At 70.2% G+C, this 14,691-nt stretch carries 20 protein-coding genes; 16 read left to right on the top strand and 4 right to left on the bottom strand.

The window, feature by feature from the left end; translation table 11 throughout:
* Positions 1-20: 20 nt before the first annotated feature.
* The 4 genes from ASD23_RS17835 to ASD23_RS17820 are packed head-to-tail and all read left to right on the top strand — an operon-like array spanning position 21 to position 3,345.
* Complete coding sequence (locus tag ASD23_RS17835) at positions 21-818, top strand: class I SAM-dependent methyltransferase (RefSeq protein ID WP_082571673.1); 798 nt, start codon at positions 21-23, stop codon at positions 816-818.
* A 26-nt stretch (positions 819-844) separates the two neighbouring features.
* A complete protein-coding gene (locus ASD23_RS17830) occupies positions 845-1,750 on the top strand; it encodes a DMT family transporter (protein WP_056014620.1) in 906 nt (301 codons plus the stop codon).
* Positions 1,751-1,756: 6 nt separating this feature from the next.
* Positions 1,757-2,830 (top strand): redox-regulated ATPase YchF, encoded by a 1,074-nt coding sequence (gene ychF / locus ASD23_RS17825; protein ID WP_056014617.1) that lies wholly within the window; start codon positions 1,757-1,759, stop codon positions 2,828-2,830.
* Between the two features lie 29 nt (positions 2,831-2,859).
* Positions 2,860-3,345, top strand: a complete 486-nt coding sequence (locus ASD23_RS17820; RefSeq protein ID WP_147305681.1) for a hypothetical protein — start codon at positions 2,860-2,862, stop codon at positions 3,343-3,345.
* A 24-nt stretch (positions 3,346-3,369) separates the two neighbouring features.
* On the opposite strand, the gene ASD23_RS17815 is transcribed toward ASD23_RS17820, so the two are convergent.
* Positions 3,370-3,807, bottom strand: a complete 438-nt coding sequence (locus ASD23_RS17815) for a VOC family protein (RefSeq protein WP_056015014.1) — start codon at positions 3,805-3,807, stop codon at positions 3,370-3,372.
* An 81-nt stretch (positions 3,808-3,888) separates the two neighbouring features.
* Here ASD23_RS17815 and ASD23_RS17810 point away from each other — a divergent pair, with 81 nt between their 5' ends.
* Complete coding sequence (locus ASD23_RS17810) at positions 3,889-4,437, top strand: GNAT family N-acetyltransferase (RefSeq protein ID WP_056014608.1); 549 nt, start codon at positions 3,889-3,891, stop codon at positions 4,435-4,437.
* A gap of 35 nt (positions 4,438-4,472) precedes the next feature.
* Here the strand turns inward: ASD23_RS17810 and ASD23_RS17805 are convergent, their stop codons facing one another.
* Positions 4,473-4,817 (bottom strand): LysR family transcriptional regulator, encoded by a 345-nt coding sequence (locus tag ASD23_RS17805; RefSeq protein WP_056014605.1) that lies wholly within the window; start codon positions 4,815-4,817, stop codon positions 4,473-4,475.
* A gap of 179 nt (positions 4,818-4,996) precedes the next feature.
* Between ASD23_RS17805 and ASD23_RS17800 the strand changes: the two genes are divergently transcribed.
* Positions 4,997-5,302, top strand: coding sequence for an NIPSNAP family protein (locus tag ASD23_RS17800; protein WP_056014602.1), 306 nt, complete (start codon positions 4,997-4,999; stop codon positions 5,300-5,302).
* A gap of 14 nt (positions 5,303-5,316) precedes the next feature.
* Here the strand turns inward: ASD23_RS17800 and ASD23_RS17795 are convergent, their stop codons facing one another.
* Positions 5,317-5,544 (bottom strand): hypothetical protein, encoded by a 228-nt coding sequence (locus tag ASD23_RS17795; RefSeq protein ID WP_056014599.1) that lies wholly within the window; start codon positions 5,542-5,544, stop codon positions 5,317-5,319.
* Positions 5,545-5,703: 159 nt separating this feature from the next.
* On the opposite strand from ASD23_RS17795, the gene ASD23_RS17790 reads away from it, so the two are divergent.
* The 10 genes from ASD23_RS17790 (at position 5,704) to ASD23_RS17745 (ending at position 14,034) form a co-directional block, all read left to right on the top strand.
* Positions 5,704-5,886: a CsbD family protein gene (locus ASD23_RS17790; RefSeq protein WP_056014597.1), complete on the top strand. Its 183-nt coding sequence runs from the start codon at positions 5,704-5,706 to the stop codon at positions 5,884-5,886.
* A gap of 44 nt (positions 5,887-5,930) precedes the next feature.
* Positions 5,931-6,188, top strand: a complete 258-nt coding sequence (locus ASD23_RS17785) for a DUF6458 family protein (RefSeq protein ID WP_056014595.1) — start codon at positions 5,931-5,933, stop codon at positions 6,186-6,188.
* 147 nt (positions 6,189-6,335) lie between these two features.
* On the top strand, positions 6,336-7,196 hold the full coding sequence (locus tag ASD23_RS17780) for a DNA-formamidopyrimidine glycosylase family protein (RefSeq protein WP_056015012.1): 861 nt from the start codon (positions 6,336-6,338) through the stop codon (positions 7,194-7,196).
* Between the two features lie 101 nt (positions 7,197-7,297).
* Complete coding sequence (locus tag ASD23_RS17775) at positions 7,298-7,819, top strand: RNA polymerase sigma factor (protein WP_056015010.1); 522 nt, start codon at positions 7,298-7,300, stop codon at positions 7,817-7,819.
* 81 nt (positions 7,820-7,900) lie between these two features.
* The gene (locus ASD23_RS17770) at positions 7,901-9,241 is read left to right on the top strand and encodes a hypothetical protein (protein WP_157377155.1); all 1,341 of its coding nucleotides are present in this window, start codon (positions 7,901-7,903) and stop codon (positions 9,239-9,241) included.
* A 57-nt stretch (positions 9,242-9,298) separates the two neighbouring features.
* A complete protein-coding gene (locus ASD23_RS17765; protein ID WP_056014589.1) occupies positions 9,299-10,159 on the top strand; it encodes an Fpg/Nei family DNA glycosylase in 861 nt (286 codons plus the stop codon).
* 49 nt (positions 10,160-10,208) lie between these two features.
* A complete protein-coding gene (locus ASD23_RS17760; RefSeq protein ID WP_056014586.1) occupies positions 10,209-10,793 on the top strand; it encodes a GNAT family N-acetyltransferase in 585 nt (194 codons plus the stop codon).
* A 104-nt stretch (positions 10,794-10,897) separates the two neighbouring features.
* Positions 10,898-11,686, top strand: coding sequence for a GNAT family N-acetyltransferase (locus ASD23_RS17755; protein WP_056014583.1), 789 nt, complete (start codon positions 10,898-10,900; stop codon positions 11,684-11,686).
* Between the two features lie 31 nt (positions 11,687-11,717).
* Positions 11,718-13,394, top strand: coding sequence for an ABC-F family ATP-binding cassette domain-containing protein (locus tag ASD23_RS17750; protein ID WP_056014580.1), 1,677 nt, complete (start codon positions 11,718-11,720; stop codon positions 13,392-13,394).
* Positions 13,395-13,425: 31 nt separating this feature from the next.
* The gene (locus ASD23_RS17745; RefSeq protein ID WP_056014577.1) at positions 13,426-14,034 is read left to right on the top strand and encodes a GNAT family N-acetyltransferase; all 609 of its coding nucleotides are present in this window, start codon (positions 13,426-13,428) and stop codon (positions 14,032-14,034) included.
* 78 nt (positions 14,035-14,112) lie between these two features.
* Here the strand turns inward: ASD23_RS17745 and ASD23_RS17740 are convergent, their stop codons facing one another.
* Positions 14,113-14,598: a hypothetical protein gene (locus ASD23_RS17740; RefSeq protein WP_056014575.1), complete on the bottom strand. Its 486-nt coding sequence runs from the start codon at positions 14,596-14,598 to the stop codon at positions 14,113-14,115.
* Positions 14,599-14,691 lie beyond the last annotated feature (93 nt).

Here is a 14,691-nt window from a genome sequence, read left to right as displayed (position 1 = left end):
ACGTGAGGAAGAGGATGGCGATGAACGAACGACCCGAGGCGGCGGAGCCGCTCGAGCACGGCCTGGTCGCCGATCCCTCCGACCCCGCGACGCAGGTCAGTGCGCGCTCGTTCGGCGCCGCGGCATCCGTCTACCATCAGGCCCGGCCCGGGTACCCGGCCGAGGCGATCGCCTGGCTCATCGGCGACGCGACCCGCGTGCTCGACCTCGGCGCGGGCACCGGCAAGCTCACCGAGGCGCTCGTCGCCCTCGATCGCGAGGTCATCGCGGTCGACCCGGTCGAGGAGATGCTCGAGGAGCTCGAGGTCGCCGTGCCCGGCGTGCCGCGAATCCTCGGCACGGCCGAGGACATCCCGATCGAAGACGACGCCGTCGACGCCGTGGTCGCCGGCCAGGCGTGGCACTGGTTCCAGCCCGATCGCGCGATCCCCGAGATCGCGCGGGTGCTCCGGTCGCATGGCATCCTCGGGCTCGTCTGGAACAGCCGCGACACCCGCGTCGACTGGCTCCGGCAGGCAGGGGAGATCATGCACGAACGGCACGACGCGAGCGCCACGTTCGAGAGCTACGTGAACGTCGGGCCCCCGTTCGGCGAGATCGTCGAGCACACGGTGGAGTGGGGTGCACGGATGTCCCGTGAGGCGTTCCTCGACCTCGTGCGGTCGCGCAGCTACTTCATCTCCTCGACGCCCGAAGAGCAGCGGGCGACCATCGGCGCGCTCGAGGCCCTCCTCGCGACCCACCCCGACCTCGCGGGTGCCGAGGAACTCGTCGTGCCCTACGTGACCCGCTGCTTCCGCACTTCGCTCGTCGACTGAACGGGGCGTGCCCGTATCCTGACCTGATGCATCGCGGACGGGCGTACCTGGCACTCGCGCTCGCCAACCTCTTCTGGGCGGGCAACTACGTCTTCGGCGAGATGGTCACCACCGAGATCACGCCGATCTCGCTCACCTTCTGGCGCTGGGTGTTCGCCGCGATCCCGCTGCTCGTGCTCGCCTGGGCGATCGAGCGACCCGACTGGCGCGCGGCAACGCGCGAGTGGCCGCTGCACTTGCTGCAGTCCGCGCTCGGACTCACGGGCTACACGTTGTTCCTCTACAGCGCGCTGGGTCTCACCGGGGCGGTGAACGCCGCCGTCATCTCGGCGATCAACCCGGCGACGATCGCGCTCGCCGCGGCGATCTTCCTGCATCAGCGGTTGCACGGCCTGCAGATCGTCGGCCTCGTCGTCGCGTTCGCGGGGGTCACGCTCGTGCTCACGGGCGGCGACGTGCTGGCCGTGCTCGAGCAGGGGTTCCGCATCGGGGACCTGCTCGTCGTGGCATCCGTCATCGCCTGGACCGCGTACTCGATCGTCGCCCGCCGGATCCGCACGCCGCCGATCACGGCCACCGCCGTGCAGGCCGTACTGGCGGTGGCGACCATGCTGCCCTTCGTCGCCGTCATCGGCGTCACCCTGCCGACCACGGCCGGCGGAATCGCGGGCCTCGCCTACATCGTGATCTTCCCGTCGATGCTCGGCTACGCGCTCTGGAACCTCGGCTCTGGCGCGGTCGGCCCAGCCCGCGCCGGCATCTTCCTGAACCTGCTGCCGGTGTTCACGGTGCTGATCGCCCTGGCGTTCGGGCAGTCGCTCGAGCCGATCGCGATGGCGGGCGGCGCGCTCGTGCTGCTCGGCGTGTACCTGACGCTCAGAGTCGGGCGGGCGAAGCGAGCGGATGCCTCGACCGACCTGCCGGTACGATAGACCCCCGTGGCTCTCACTATCGGTATCGTCGGTCTGCCCAATGTCGGCAAGTCCACCCTCTTCAACGCCCTCACCAAGAACCAGGTGCTCGCGGCGAACTACCCGTTCGCGACGATCGAGCCCAACGTGGGCGTGGTGAACCTGCCCGATCCGCGGCTCGAGACGCTCGCCGGCATCTTCGGCTCCGAGCGCATCCTCCCCGCAGCCGTGTCGTTCGTCGACATCGCCGGCATCGTGCGTGGCGCGTCCGAAGGCGAGGGCCTCGGCAACAAGTTCCTCGCCAACATCCGCGAGGCCGACGCGATCGCGCAGGTCGTGCGCGGCTTCGAGGACTCCGACGTCGTGCACGTCGAGGGCGCCGTCGACCCCAAGGCCGACATGGAGACGATCAACACCGAGCTGATCCTCGCCGACCTCGAGACCCTCGAACGCGCCATCCCGCGCTTCGAGAAGGAGATCAAGGGCAAGAAGCTCGACCCGTCGGTGCTCGAGGCCGCGAAGGCCGCTCTCGACGTGCTGCAACGGGGCACGCCGCTCTCCGCGGCATCCGTCGACCTCGCTCCCGTGAAGGAGCTCGGCCTGCTGACCGCGAAGCCCTTCATCTACGTCTTCAACGTCGACGAGTCCGTGCTGACCGACGATGCGAAGAAGGCCGAGCTCGCTGCGCTCGTCGCGCCGGCCGAGGCCGTGTTCCTCGACGCGAAGATCGAATCCGAACTCATCGACCTCGACCCCGCGGATGCCGCGGAACTGCTGGCCTCGACCGGCCAGGAGGAGTCGGGACTCGACCAGCTCGCCCGCATCGGCTTCGACACGCTCGGGCTGCAGACCTACCTCACGGCCGGCCCCAAGGAGTCGCGCGCGTGGACGATCCACAAGGGCGACAAGGCACCCCAGGCCGCCGGCGTGATCCACACCGACTTCGAGCGCGGCTTCATCAAGGCCGAGGTCATCTCCTTCGCCGACCTCGTCGAGACCGGCTCGGTCGCCGAAGCCCGTGCGAAGGGCAAGGCCCGCATGGAGGGCAAGGACTACGTCATGCAGGACGGCGACGTGGTGGAGTTCCGCTTCAACGTGTAGTGAACCCTCCCGCGGTACTGTTGGCCGGCATGAGGAGACTTCGCCTGCTCGGCGTCGCCGCTGCGGTGGCCATGAGCTCGACGGTGTCAGGCTGCTCGTGGGCATGCACCACCATCGGGTGGATCGATGCGGTCAACGTCGAGCTCGACGGGAATGCGGGTGAGGTGGCCGCGGTCGAGCTGTGTACCGACGGCGTCTGCGCTTCGGCGGCTCCGCTTCTGCCGGCGAGCGATGAACCGCTGCACGTGATGACTGCGCTGCCCGAAGCATCCGCAACGCCCTCGAGCGCACCGGCCGATGTGGCGTTGCTGTTCTCCACCGAGCGCGTCGACGAGGACACCTGGCGGATCTTGTTCCCCGCGCAGCAGCCGGACTCGCTCACCGTGCGTGCCGTCACGGCGACCGGCGAGGTGCTCGCCGAGCGCGAGGCCCCCATCGAGTGGCGGCGCGTGGGCGGAAGCGAGCAGTGCGGCGGCCCGAGCGAGGGCGAGCCGATCAGCCTCGACATCCCGTGACGCGGCGCCGTCGCCCTCGTCGACTCAACCGAGCTCCTCGGCAAGGCCGATGAGGATGCCCTCGGGCCCGCGCACGTAGCAAAGCCGGTACACGTCCTCATATCGCACGACTTCGGTGCTGACGAGTTCCACGCCGTGCTCGCGCAGGCGGTCGAGGGTCGCATCGAGATCGTCGACGGCGAACATGACGCGCAAGTAGCCGAGCGCGTTGACCGGCGCGTTCCGATGATCGGAGACGACGGCGGGCTCGATGAAGCGCGAGAGTTCGATCCGGCTGTGGCCGTCGGGGGTGCGCATCATCGCGATCTCGACACGCTGGCGCCCTAGGCCGGTGACTTGTCCGGCCCACTCGCCCTCGACGACGGTCTGCCCTTCGAGCTCGAGTCCGAGTTCGCGGAAGAACGCGATCGCCGCGGCGAGATCCTCGACGACGATGCCGACATTGTCCATCTTCACGGTCATGGCGCCCACCCTACCGAGACCAACACGCGCCCGGGAGGTGCATCGTGGCGTTCCGTGGGAGCCTCCTGCGAGGATGACCTGGTGACGCTGCCGACCCCGACCCTGCACACCGAGCGCCTGCGACTCCGTCCGTTCACCGACGACGACGCCGATGCCCTCTTCGCGTTGCAGAGCGACGCGGACGTCCTTCGCTACTGGGATTCTCCGCCGTGGACCGACCGGGCCTCGGTCGCACGCTTCATGGACGGATGCCGACGGATGGCGGACGAGGGCAGTGGTGCGCGCGTCGCGATCGAGCGCACCGCCGATCGGGCTTTCGTCGGCTGGTGCACCTTCAACAGCTGGAACTCCGACTTTCGCAGCGCCTCCCTGGGGTACTGCCTCAACAGGGCGGCGTGGGGCCACGGCTACGCGACGGAGGCAGCGCGTGCGTTGCTGCGATGGGCCTTCGACACGATCGATCTGAATCGAGTCCAGTCCGAGACCGATACCCGCAACCTGGCGTCCGCCCGAGTGCTCGAGAAGCTGGGCTTCGTGCGCGAGGGGACGCTGCGCGAGGACTGCATCGTCGACGGCGACGTGTCCGACAGTTGGGTGTACGGCCTGCTGAGGCGTGACTGGACGCACTGAACGTCGTCACCGCGCTCAAGCGCAGGGTGCCGCCGTCAGCGGCCCTGTCGCTTCTTGTAGGGCTTCGGCTTGCCCTTCACGATGGGCGCGCGACCCTTGCCCTTGGAGGCCTTCGCCTTGCCACCGGCCTTCACCACGGGCTTCTCGACGGGAGCGGGCGCCGCAGCGATCTCCGCCCTGGCCTCGTCGAGCAGCAGGAGCCCGACCTTGGTGAGCCGGGTGTCGCCCTGCCGGGTGAAGAGCGGGTGCCCGACCTCGGCCTCGAGCTTGTCGATCGAGGTGTAGAGCGACGCGAGCGGGATGCCGAGGGCTTCTGCGGCACGCGGGAAGTGCAACTCCTCGGCGACTACGACGAATCGTCGAAGCAGGGTGATGTTCACGGGGAGCCTCTCGTCGGCCGCGCGAATCGCGGCCCGCTCCTCAGGGTACGTGAGTCGGCGCGCCCGAAGCTGCTTGTCACGCAGCGCGACGCGGATTGGACTGGATGCACCGGCACCGGGATACTCGTTGCGGGCTCCGCACGCTGCGCGTCCACCGCCGACAGAAACGAGTCGCCCTGATGATCACCGTGCACCTGCGCTACGAGATCGATGCCGACAAGCTCGCCGAGTTCCGCGAGTACGGGGAGCGCTGGATCCGCCTCGTCAACAAGCTCGGCGGCATGCACCACGGCTACTTCCTCCCGAGCGAGGGGGACAGCGACGAGGCGTTCGCACTCTTCACCTTCCCGTCGCTCGCCGACTACGAGCAGTATCGGCTCGCAGCCGCTGATGATCCCGAGTGCATCGAGGCGTACGAGTACGCGGTCGAGACGAAGTGCATCCGGCGATACGAACGCCGGTTCCTCTCGCCGGTCTTCAACTGACGCACCGCGCCAGTTCAGGCGACGTGCTGCGCGTGCGCGCCGCTGACGTCGCCGAGCACGCGACAGACCGCTTCGGGAGCGGCCGTGAAGCGCCCGGCGGTGCCGTCGTCGGCGAGGTAGTGCACGCGGATGCCGCGGCCGACGCGCACGAGCTTGGTGACCTCGAAGCTCCGGCCGGAGACGCTGACGAGCGTGTCGCCCACGGCGAGGTGCCGGGTCTCCCGAAGTTCGATCGTCGTCATAGTGAGAGTGTCTCAGCACCCACCGACATCCGCGCGCGACCGTAGGTGCCCCCGGTGGGCTTGTCAACCCGTTGTCGCAGGCCGGGTGCCTTGCCTAGCGTGGAGGAGCCGACGTACTGAACTGGTGCGCCGGCCAGACCGATTCCCGAGGAGGAAGCCATGAACGCCAAAGACGATCTGGGCAACGCCGCCGAACGAATGACCGGCAAGGTCAAGGAGGGCATCGGCAAGATGACCGACAACGAGCGGCTCGAGGCGGAGGGCAAGGCCGACCAGGTCAAGGCCGACGCCAAGAAGGCCGCCGACAAGGTCAAGGACGCCTTCGACGACGGCACGAAGTAGCGGGACCTCGATCTGATCCCACGAATGAATCGGAGGGTACGAACATGAGCATCGGCCTCGGCATTCTGCTCGTGGCGATCGGCGCGGTCCTCACCTTTGCGCTGAACGTCACCGTCGACTGGATCGACCTCGATCTCGTCGGCTACATCCTGATGGTCGCGGGTGCGATCGTCATCATCTTCGGTCTGATCTTCATGATGCGACGTCGTCGGAGCATCTCCACGACGAGCTCGACCGCCGATCCGGTGGTGGGCCAACGCGTCACGCGGACCGAGGACCAGGCTGCGCCTCCCGAGGTGTAGTCCTGCAGGGGAGCGGATGCCGCGCCGGGGGGCGCGGCATCCGCGGGCCCATGCTCGCCGCGCTGCATGCGGTGAGCCGCCGCTGTCGCAAGGGCTGGCAGCCACGAGGGCTACCCTCGCCGCCGGCCGATGTGCGAGGCTGGCGTCATGCCCGAGTCGCCCGAGGTGCAGGCGCTCGTCGAAGATCTGGGCACGCGCTTGGCGGGCCGCGAGATCACCGACGTCGACGTCGTGGAGTTCCGTGCGGCCAAGACGCGCAGCCGCCCGCCGTCGTCCCTGCGCGGTGAGCGCGTCAGCGGGGCGACCCGCCACGGCAAGCACGTCGACCTCGCGGTCGGCGACGCGCACCTCGTGATCTCACTCGGCCGGCACGGCTGGGCGCGGTATGCGAAGGGCGAGGTCGATGCATCCGAGTCCGAGGGGCCCGACGCCGACGCCCCGCCGACGCTCGTGGTGCTGACGTTCGACGACGGCACCGTCGTCGAGCTGACGGATGCCGGTGACTGGGTGTCGCTCGGCTGCTGGGTCGTCGACGACCCGCGCGAAGTGCCGGCGGTCGCGAAGCTCGGAGCGGATCCTGCCGATCCCGGGTTCACGCGGGCCGACTTCGACCGTGTCGTCGCCGGGCGCCGCAAGCAGGTGAAGGCCGTGCTGCAGGAGCAGGAATCGCTCGCGGGCATCGGCAACGCGTACTCCGACGAGATCCTGCACCTCGCAAAGATCTCCCCAGTGACCCACGCTGCGGCGCTCACCGACGACGAGCTCGATCGCCTCTTCGACGCAACGGTCGGCACGATCACGAGTGCGATCGAGCACCAGCGCGGAGTGCCGATCGACCAGCTCAAGGCTGCGAAGGTCGCGTCGATGCGCGTGCACGGGCGTGCCGGCGAGACGTGCCCTGTCTGCGGCGACACCGTGCTCGACTTCTCGTTCGCGAGCACGACGGCCCAGTACTGCCCGACCTGCCAGACGGGCGGCGAACGCCTGCCGCTGCGGGCCGCCGGATAGATCGCCCGCCGGGCGTGCAAGACTCGCGGCTGACGCGACATAAACGTGGTGTGAGGATCGCCAGCACCGCAGCACCCGCCGATGCAGCCGAGGAGGTGGCGATGCCCGAGCCCGCAGACACGTCCGCGACGAGCGCCGAGACGGCCTGGTTCACCGAGGTCGTCCGTGAGCACTCGACCGCCCTCGTCCGATACTTCGCCAGGCGGGGACCCCGCCAGGACGCGGAGGACCTCGCCGCGGAGGTCTTCGCGACCGCGTGGCGTCGCCGGGCCGACTTGCCGCGCGAGGCGGTGTTGCCCTGGCTCTACCGCACCGCGGGCTTCATCCTCGCGAACGGTCGTCGCAAGCACGTCGACCTCCCGGTGGAAGAGGTGCCGGAGTCGGGGACGGTGCGCATCGAGCACGACCCCGAGCTCAGCGCGCTCTTCGACGCCGAGCTGCGCGGGGCGCTCGCGAGCGTCGGCGAACGCGACCGGCGGATCCTGCTCCTGCACGCGTGGGAGGGCCTCGACGGACAGGAGCTCGCCGAGGTGCTCGGCATCTCGCGCTCCGGAGCGGATGCCGCGCTCTCCCGTGCGCGCAAGCGCCTGCGCGAAGCCTGGGGCGAGCGCCTGTCGTTCTAGTCCGGTGCCCGGCCCCCGCTGCAAGATCTCGCCCGCTCCGGACATATCCCCAGTGAACCGCACGCACGAAGGGTGTCCGACATGAACGACGACAACGAGCTCGACCCGGTCGCACGACTGCGTGCCGCCGACCCCGCAGCGGGTGTCGAACCCCGCCCCGGATTTGTCGAGGACGTCATCGCGCAGAGCACGGCTGAGACACCGGATGCCGCAGCTGACGATTCCACCTCGGCCGCTGTGACCGACCTCGGTGCCGAGCGCGCGCGGCGCCGTCCGCGCTGGCTCGTCGTCGCCGCGGTGGCCGCCTCGGTCGCCATCGTCGGCGGTGCCGGGTTCGGCATCGGGACGCTGACCGCCGGATCGACCGAGCTCGCCGCCGCACCGATTTCGCTGGGCACCGCGCAAGAGGGCGCCACGCAGGAGTCCTCGGCATTCGACGCCGCCAGCGGCAAGATGGCGGGGCCCGGTGTCAACGACACGATGATGCCCTACGGATACGGTCGCAACGTGTTCAGCGCCTCGGGGCTCTCCACCGACGGCGGCACGGCACCGGCGTACGCCTACGACGCGCGAGCAGCGTCGAACACCGAGACCGTCGCCGCGCTCGCCGCGGCGCTCGGCGTCGAGGGCACCCCGGTGCTGAAGGACGGCAGCTGGACCGTCGGGCCACAGGACGGCTCCGGCCCGTCGCTCTTCGTCGGGCTCGACGGCACGCTCGGCTTCTCGTACTCCGACCCGGCGATCAACCCGTGGAACTGCGGGCCGATGACGGTCGAACCGGCGACTCCGGACGATGCGGTGATTCCCGAGATGCCGGCGTGCGAGCCTCCCGTCGCCGACCTGCCGAGCGAGGCCGCCGCGATCGATGCGCTCCGGTCGCTCATCACGGCCGCGGGCCGCGACGCCGACGCGTTCGAGTACACCTCCGAGACCTGGGAGGGCGCGGTCACGCGCATGGCGCAGGCGTGGCCGGTCGTCGACGGCCAGCGCATCGACCAGTCGTGGTCGGTCGAACTCGCCAAGGCCGGCATCGTCAGCGCGTCCGGGGCGCTCGCCGGCCTCGTGGCGTTGGGCGACTACGAGATCGTCAGCGAGCAGCAGGCCTTCGAGCGGCTCTCCGATCCGCGGTTCGGCGCCCAGATGACCGCGATGCCGTTCGCCGCGACCGAGGGGCCGGCCGGGCTCATGACCGAGGAATGGGTGCCTCCGACCGAACCTCCGGCGACGCCGACGGCCGGCAGTTCCGTCGCGTGGCCCGTGAACGATGTGAAGATCGTCAGCGCGCGCCTCGGGCTCTCGAGCCAGTGGCAGCCCGACGGCAGCGTGATCGTCGTTCCCGCCTACGAGTTCACCGACGCCGACGGCGGCACCTGGTCGGTCGTCGCGGTCACCGACTCGAAGCTCGACTTCTCGACCGAGTAGGGCCGATCGGGGCCCTCGAAGGGTGCGACGGTCGGCGGCAAGGTGCAGGATGTCAGTGTGCCCGAGCTTCCTGAAGTGCAGGCGCTCGCCGCGTTCCTCGACGAGCGCGCGGCGGGCCACGCCTTCGCCTCGCTCCGGGTCGCGGCGATCTCGGCGCTCAAGACCTTCGACCCGCCGCTCGCCGCGCTCGAGGGGCAGCGCATCGAGCGGGTGCGTCGTCATGGCAAGTTCGTCGACCTCGACACCGGTGCCCTCCATCTCGTCTTCCACCTCGCACGGGCCGGCTGGCTCCGCTGGTACGACGAGGTGCCGTCGACGCCGGTCAAGCCCGGTCGCTCACCGCTCGCGCTGCGCGTGCGCCTCGACGACGGTTCGGGTTTCGACCTGACCGAGGCCGGCACCAAGAAGTCCCTCGCGGTGTACGTCGTGCACGACCCCGCCGAGGTGCCGGGCATCGCGCGACTCGGGCCCGATCCGACCGCACCCGACTTCACCCTCGCCGACTTCGCCGCCGTGCTCGACGGCCGCCGCACGCAGATCAAGGGGGTGCTGCGCGACCAATCGGTGTTCGCCGGCATCGGCAACGCCTACTCCGACGAGATCCTGCACGCCGCGAAGATGTCGCCGTACGCGCTCGCCGCGAAGCTCGCGCCCGAGCAGGTCGAGACGCTCTACCGGGCGATGCGGGACACCCTCGCGGAGGCGGTTGCCGTGGCATCCGGTCGCCCGCCCGCCGAGCTCAAAGACGCCAAGCGTCGCGGGATGCGCGTGCATGGACGCACCGGGGAGACCTGCGAGGTCTGCGGCGACACGATTCGGCAGGTCATCTTCGCCGATTCGACGTTCCAGTACTGCCCGGGATGCCAGACCGGCGGCAAGCCGCTCGCCGACCGGGTGCTCTCGCGACTCGTGAAGTAGCAGCAGGTCCCGACTCGTGCACCGGGCGCTCGCCTGCTAAGCAGGAGGCATGACGACACCCGACGTGCACTGGCCGCGGTCCGCCGGACCGATCACCCTGCGGCCGCCGACGAACGCCGACCTCGACCAGGTCCTCGAGTGGCGCAATCGCCCCGAGGTCACCCGCTGGCTGTTGCGCACCGAGGTCGAGCCCGAGGCCTTCCGCAAGGTCTGGCTCGACGGGATCGACGACCCGAACGATCACTCGGCGATCGCCGTCGTCGGCGACGAGGTCGTGGGCACCGGGTCGCTCTGGATCACCGATGCGATGGGGCAGAACCACGTCGATCCGGGTCCATGGCGGCGCGCGGAGGGCGGAATCGGCTACGGGGTGGCGCCCGCGCATGCCGGCAGGGGGTACGCCACCGAGATCGCCCGGGCGCTCCTCGACCTCGCGTTCGGCGAGCTCGGCGTGCACCGCGTCACAGCCGGCTGCTTCGCCGACAACACGGCGTCGTGGCGCGTCATGGAGAAGCTGGGAATGCGGCGCGAGCAGCACGGTGTGCGCGATTCCTGGCATGCGGACCTCGGCTGGGTCGACGGCTACACGTACGCGATCCTCGGCGAGGAGTGGCGGGCGTCGCGAGCCGGCTGACCACCGATCTCGCGGACCGCCTCGAGCCCGCCGGGCGGTCCGACGTTCCGCGAGCAATCCTCAGAAGGTTGCTTTCTGCAACCATTCCCCCCAGTATGGGGGCCATGATCCTCGCCGACGAGTGGCTGCGCGCCTACGACGACCAACTCCGCACCGACGCTGAGACGCCGAGTGCGATCGCGGTCGAACGGCTCGGCCCGTTGCGGTTGGTCACCTTCGCCGGAGGCCGCGGGTTCGTGACGTATCGCGACCTCGACGGGGCGACCGCGACCGAGATCGCCGGCCTCGTCGTCGGCGCGCTCGCCCACTACCTCGCTGATCCTGAGATCACCCGGGTGGAGTGGAAGACCCGTGGCCACGATGCCGCCCCCGGCCTGCACGGCACCCTCCTCGCCAACGGCTTCGAGGCCGATGAAGCCGAATCGATCATGATCGGCCAAGCGAGCGCACTCGTCGTGGACGTTCCACTGCCCGACGGCGTCACCGTGCGCCGGGTGACCGAGGAATCCGACGTCCGTGCGATGTGCCGCATGCAGGGCGAGGTGTTCGGCGACGAGTTCTCCGACGCGACCGCCGATGCCGTGCTCGCGCGGCTCGCCCGCGGCGACGGCATGGAGCTCTGGGTCGCCGAGGCCGACGGGGGCATCGTCAGCGCAGGGCGGCTCGAACCGGTGGCCGGCACCGACTTCGCGGGCATCTGGGGCGGCGCGACCCGTGAGGAATGGCGCGGTCGCGGCGTCTACCGCGCGTTGACCTCGGCACGCGCGAAGTCGGCGATCGCGATGGGCAAACGGCTCATCAATTCGGACTCGACCGAGTTCTCGCGGCCCATCCTGGAGCGGTCAGGGCTCGTGCGGGTCTCGACGACGACGCCGTATCACTGGCGGCGCTGAACTCCCAGCAGCTGCTGGCTAGGGTTGACCGGTGACTGCAACACTCGTGGCCCAGGGCCTCGCCGGGGGCTACGCCCACCGCACACTCTTCGACGGCCTCGACCTCACGGTCGCCCCGGGTGATGTCGTTGGCATCGTCGGTGTCAACGGCGCCGGCAAGTCGACACTGCTCCGCATTCTGGCGGGCGAGCTCGAACCCCAGGCCGGTGCCGTGCATCTCTCGCCCGCCGATGCCTTCGTCGGCTGGCTGCCGCAGGAGCACGAGCGGGTGGAGGGCGAGACCATCTCGGCCTACGTCGCGCGGCGCACCGGTGCGGCCGAGGCATCCGCTCGTCTCGACGCGGCCGCGCTGGCACTGGGGTCGACGGATGCCCCGGCGCCCGGGGCTCCCGACCCCGCCGACGAGTACTCGGTGGCCCTCGAGCGCTGGCTCGCGTCGGGCGCCGCCGACCTCGACGAGCGCCTCCCTGCCGTGCTCGCCGACCTCGGACTCAGCCTCGGCGGCGGCGACGCCCACCTCTCCGCCGAGTCGACGATGACCTCCCTGTCGGGCGGACAGGCTGCACGCGTCGGGCTCGCCGCCCTGCTCTGCTCCCGCTTCGACCTCGTGCTGCTCGACGAGCCCACGAACGACCTCGACCTCGACGGGCTCGAACGACTCGAGGCGTTCGTCCGCGGCATCCGCGGCGGCGTGGTGCTCGTCAGCCATGACCGGGAGTTCCTCGCCCGCTCGGTCACCCGGGTGCTCGAACTCGACCTCGCCCAGCACTCCAACCGCATCTACGGCGGCGGCTACGACGCGTACCTCGAGGAGCGGGCGACCGCCCGGCGCCAGCAGCGCGACGACTACGAGGAGTTCGCCGCGAAGAAGGCCGACCTCGTCGGCCGGGCGCGCACCCAGCGCGAGTGGTCGAGCCAGGGCGTGCGCAACGCGATGAAGAAGTCGCCCGACAACGACAAGATCCGGCGCAAGGCCGCGACGGAGTCGAGCGAGAAGCAGGCCCAGAAGGTCCGCCAGATGGAGAGCCGCATCGCGCGCCTCGACGAGGTCGAGGAACCGCGCAAGGAATGGCAGCTCGAGTTCACGATCGGCCAGGCGCCGCGTTCGAGCTCGGTCGTGTCGACGCTGAACGAAGCCGTGGTGCAGCAGGGCGACTTCACGCTCGGCCCCGTCTCGCTGCAGGTCGATGCGGGGGAGCGCATCGGCATCACCGGCCCGAACGGAGCAGGCAAGTCGACGTTGCTCGCCCTCCTGCTCGGGCGGCGCGCGGCCGATGCGGGAACCGCGAGCCTCGGGACATCCGTCGCCATCGGCGAGATCGACCAGGCTCGCACGCAGCTCACCGGGGCGGCGCCGCTCGCGGACTCGTTCGAGGCCCTCGTGCCCGAGTACTCGGCCGGCGAGGTGCGAACGCTGCTCGCGAAGTTCGGGCTGAAGGCCGACCACGTGCTGCGCCCCGTCGACGCGCTCTCGCCCGGTGAACGCACGCGCGCGGGCCTCGCGCTGCTGCAGGCGCGCGGCGTCAACGTGCTCGTGCTCGACGAGCCGACGAACCACCTCGACCTCGCGGCGATCGAGCAGCTCGAAGAGGCCCTCGACTCGTACGAGGGCACGCTCCTGCTCGTGACGCACGACCGCCGCATGCTCGAGCATGTGCGTCTCGACCGGCGCTGGCATGTTGAAGCAGGTCGGGTCGCCGACAGCTGAGTGTCGGCTGGCGCTGCGAGACTTGGAGGCGATGATCGACGAACTCCGCACCGAACGCCTCCTCCTTCGCCCGCTGACCCTCGACGACGCCGACGCGTACTACCGCGTCTACGGCGACCCCCGAACCTGGGAGCACCTTCCCAGCAGCAGGCATACGAGTCGTGCCATGTCGGTGGATGCCATCGAACGGGCGATGGCCGGACGGCTCGAGTACGGGTTCTCCCACAACGCGGTGATCCTTCGAGAACCCGTCGGCGCCCTGCCCGCCGGGGCGTTCCTCGGTTCGGCCGGAGCGAGAATGCTCGACTTCGACGCCTGGAACCTCGGCTATCGCTTCGCTCCCGAGGCCTGGGGCCGCGGATTCGCGACCGAGGCCGCGAGGGCGTCGCTCACCGCAGCGCAGGCGACCCGGCCCGACACCCCGGTCACGGCCAGAGTGCTCGGCGACAACGCCGCCTCCATCCGCGTGATCGAGCGCATCGGGCTCGAGTTGCAGTGGCGGGGGCGTGCTGCACGCCTCGGCGGCTCCGACGACGAGCACTCCTCGACTCCCGGCACCACGACGCACCTCGATCGGGTGATCTACGCCGACCGCGCGCTCGGCGACGAGATGCTCGACGCGGTCATCGAGCTCGGCTGACCGGCCGCCGAGGCGCGCTCGAGCCGACCCGCGGCCGTGCCGCAGAGTCGGGCTCGAGCGCGCGACGTCGGGCCGACCTCAGGCCGAGGTCGATGTGCCGTGCCTGCCGCGGCCCGTCTCGACGTCGGCATCCCGTGCCGTGGTGTCGACGTCGGCATCCCGTGCCGTGGTGTCGACGTCGGCATCTCGTGCCGTGGTGTCGACGTCGGGGTCCAGCCGGTCGGCCTTCTTCAGGCGGTCGTCGGCCTCGGTGTGCAGGTCCGCCGCGTCGGCGTTGCGAGCCTCGCTCTCACGGGCGAGTCGCTCGGAGTCGAGTCGGGCCTGCGCGGCTGCGGCTTCGGCTCGCTTCGCGTCGGCGGCAGCCGCTGCGGCATCCGCTTCACGCTGACGCGCCGCAGCGTCGGTTTCGGCCGCGCTCTGCCGAAGGTCGGCCGCGCGCCGGCGATCGGCCTCGAGACGGGCCTCGCGCCGCCGATTGCCCGTCGCCATGACGATGATGACGACGACGATCGCGATGACGACGACGATGCCGACGATGATCCAGACGATTGTGCTCGTGTCCACAGTGATCCGCCTCCTCGGGGTCGGGTTGCCCCAGCCAACCGCGCGCGGTCGACGGCGGCAACGCCTTGCGGATCGCGACCGAGTGCGGGATGA

It is taken from the genome of Agromyces sp. Root1464, from assembly GCF_001427265.1.
In the GTDB taxonomy this organism is placed as follows: domain Bacteria; phylum Actinomycetota; class Actinomycetes; order Actinomycetales; family Microbacteriaceae; genus Agromyces; species Agromyces fucosus.
This window is presented reverse-complemented; position numbering and strand designations above follow the sequence as displayed.

What these genes read in the sequence shown, in the direction of transcription:
- ASD23_RS17800 (WP_056014602.1), top strand. Translation starts at nt 4,997, where the DNA reads ATGATCACCGTGCACCTGCGCTACGAGATCGATGCCGACAAGCTCGCC.
- ASD23_RS17745 (WP_056014577.1), top strand. Translation starts at nt 13,426, where the DNA reads ATGATCGACGAACTCCGCACCGAACGCCTCCTCCTTCGCCCGCTGACC.
- ASD23_RS17795 (WP_056014599.1), bottom strand. Translation starts at nt 5,544, where the DNA reads ATGACGACGATCGAACTTCGGGAGACCCGGCACCTCGCCGTGGGCGAC.
- ASD23_RS17835 (WP_082571673.1), top strand. Translation starts at nt 21, where the DNA reads ATGAACGAACGACCCGAGGCGGCGGAGCCGCTCGAGCACGGCCTGGTC.
- ASD23_RS17770 (WP_157377155.1), top strand. Translation starts at nt 7,901, where the DNA reads ATGAACGACGACAACGAGCTCGACCCGGTCGCACGACTGCGTGCCGCC.
- ASD23_RS17775 (WP_056015010.1), top strand. Translation starts at nt 7,298, where the DNA reads ATGCCCGAGCCCGCAGACACGTCCGCGACGAGCGCCGAGACGGCCTGG.
- ASD23_RS17815 (WP_056015014.1), bottom strand. Translation starts at nt 3,807, where the DNA reads ATGACCGTGAAGATGGACAATGTCGGCATCGTCGTCGAGGATCTCGCC.
- ASD23_RS17790 (WP_056014597.1), top strand. Translation starts at nt 5,704, where the DNA reads ATGAACGCCAAAGACGATCTGGGCAACGCCGCCGAACGAATGACCGGC.
- ASD23_RS17780 (WP_056015012.1), top strand. Translation starts at nt 6,336, where the DNA reads ATGCCCGAGTCGCCCGAGGTGCAGGCGCTCGTCGAAGATCTGGGCACG.
- ASD23_RS17785 (WP_056014595.1), top strand. Translation starts at nt 5,931, where the DNA reads ATGAGCATCGGCCTCGGCATTCTGCTCGTGGCGATCGGCGCGGTCCTC.
- ASD23_RS17820 (WP_147305681.1), top strand. Translation starts at nt 2,860, where the DNA reads ATGAGGAGACTTCGCCTGCTCGGCGTCGCCGCTGCGGTGGCCATGAGC.
- ASD23_RS17830 (WP_056014620.1), top strand. Translation starts at nt 845, where the DNA reads ATGCATCGCGGACGGGCGTACCTGGCACTCGCGCTCGCCAACCTCTTC.
- ASD23_RS17755 (WP_056014583.1), top strand. Translation starts at nt 10,898, where the DNA reads ATGATCCTCGCCGACGAGTGGCTGCGCGCCTACGACGACCAACTCCGC.
- ASD23_RS17760 (WP_056014586.1), top strand. Translation starts at nt 10,209, where the DNA reads ATGACGACACCCGACGTGCACTGGCCGCGGTCCGCCGGACCGATCACC.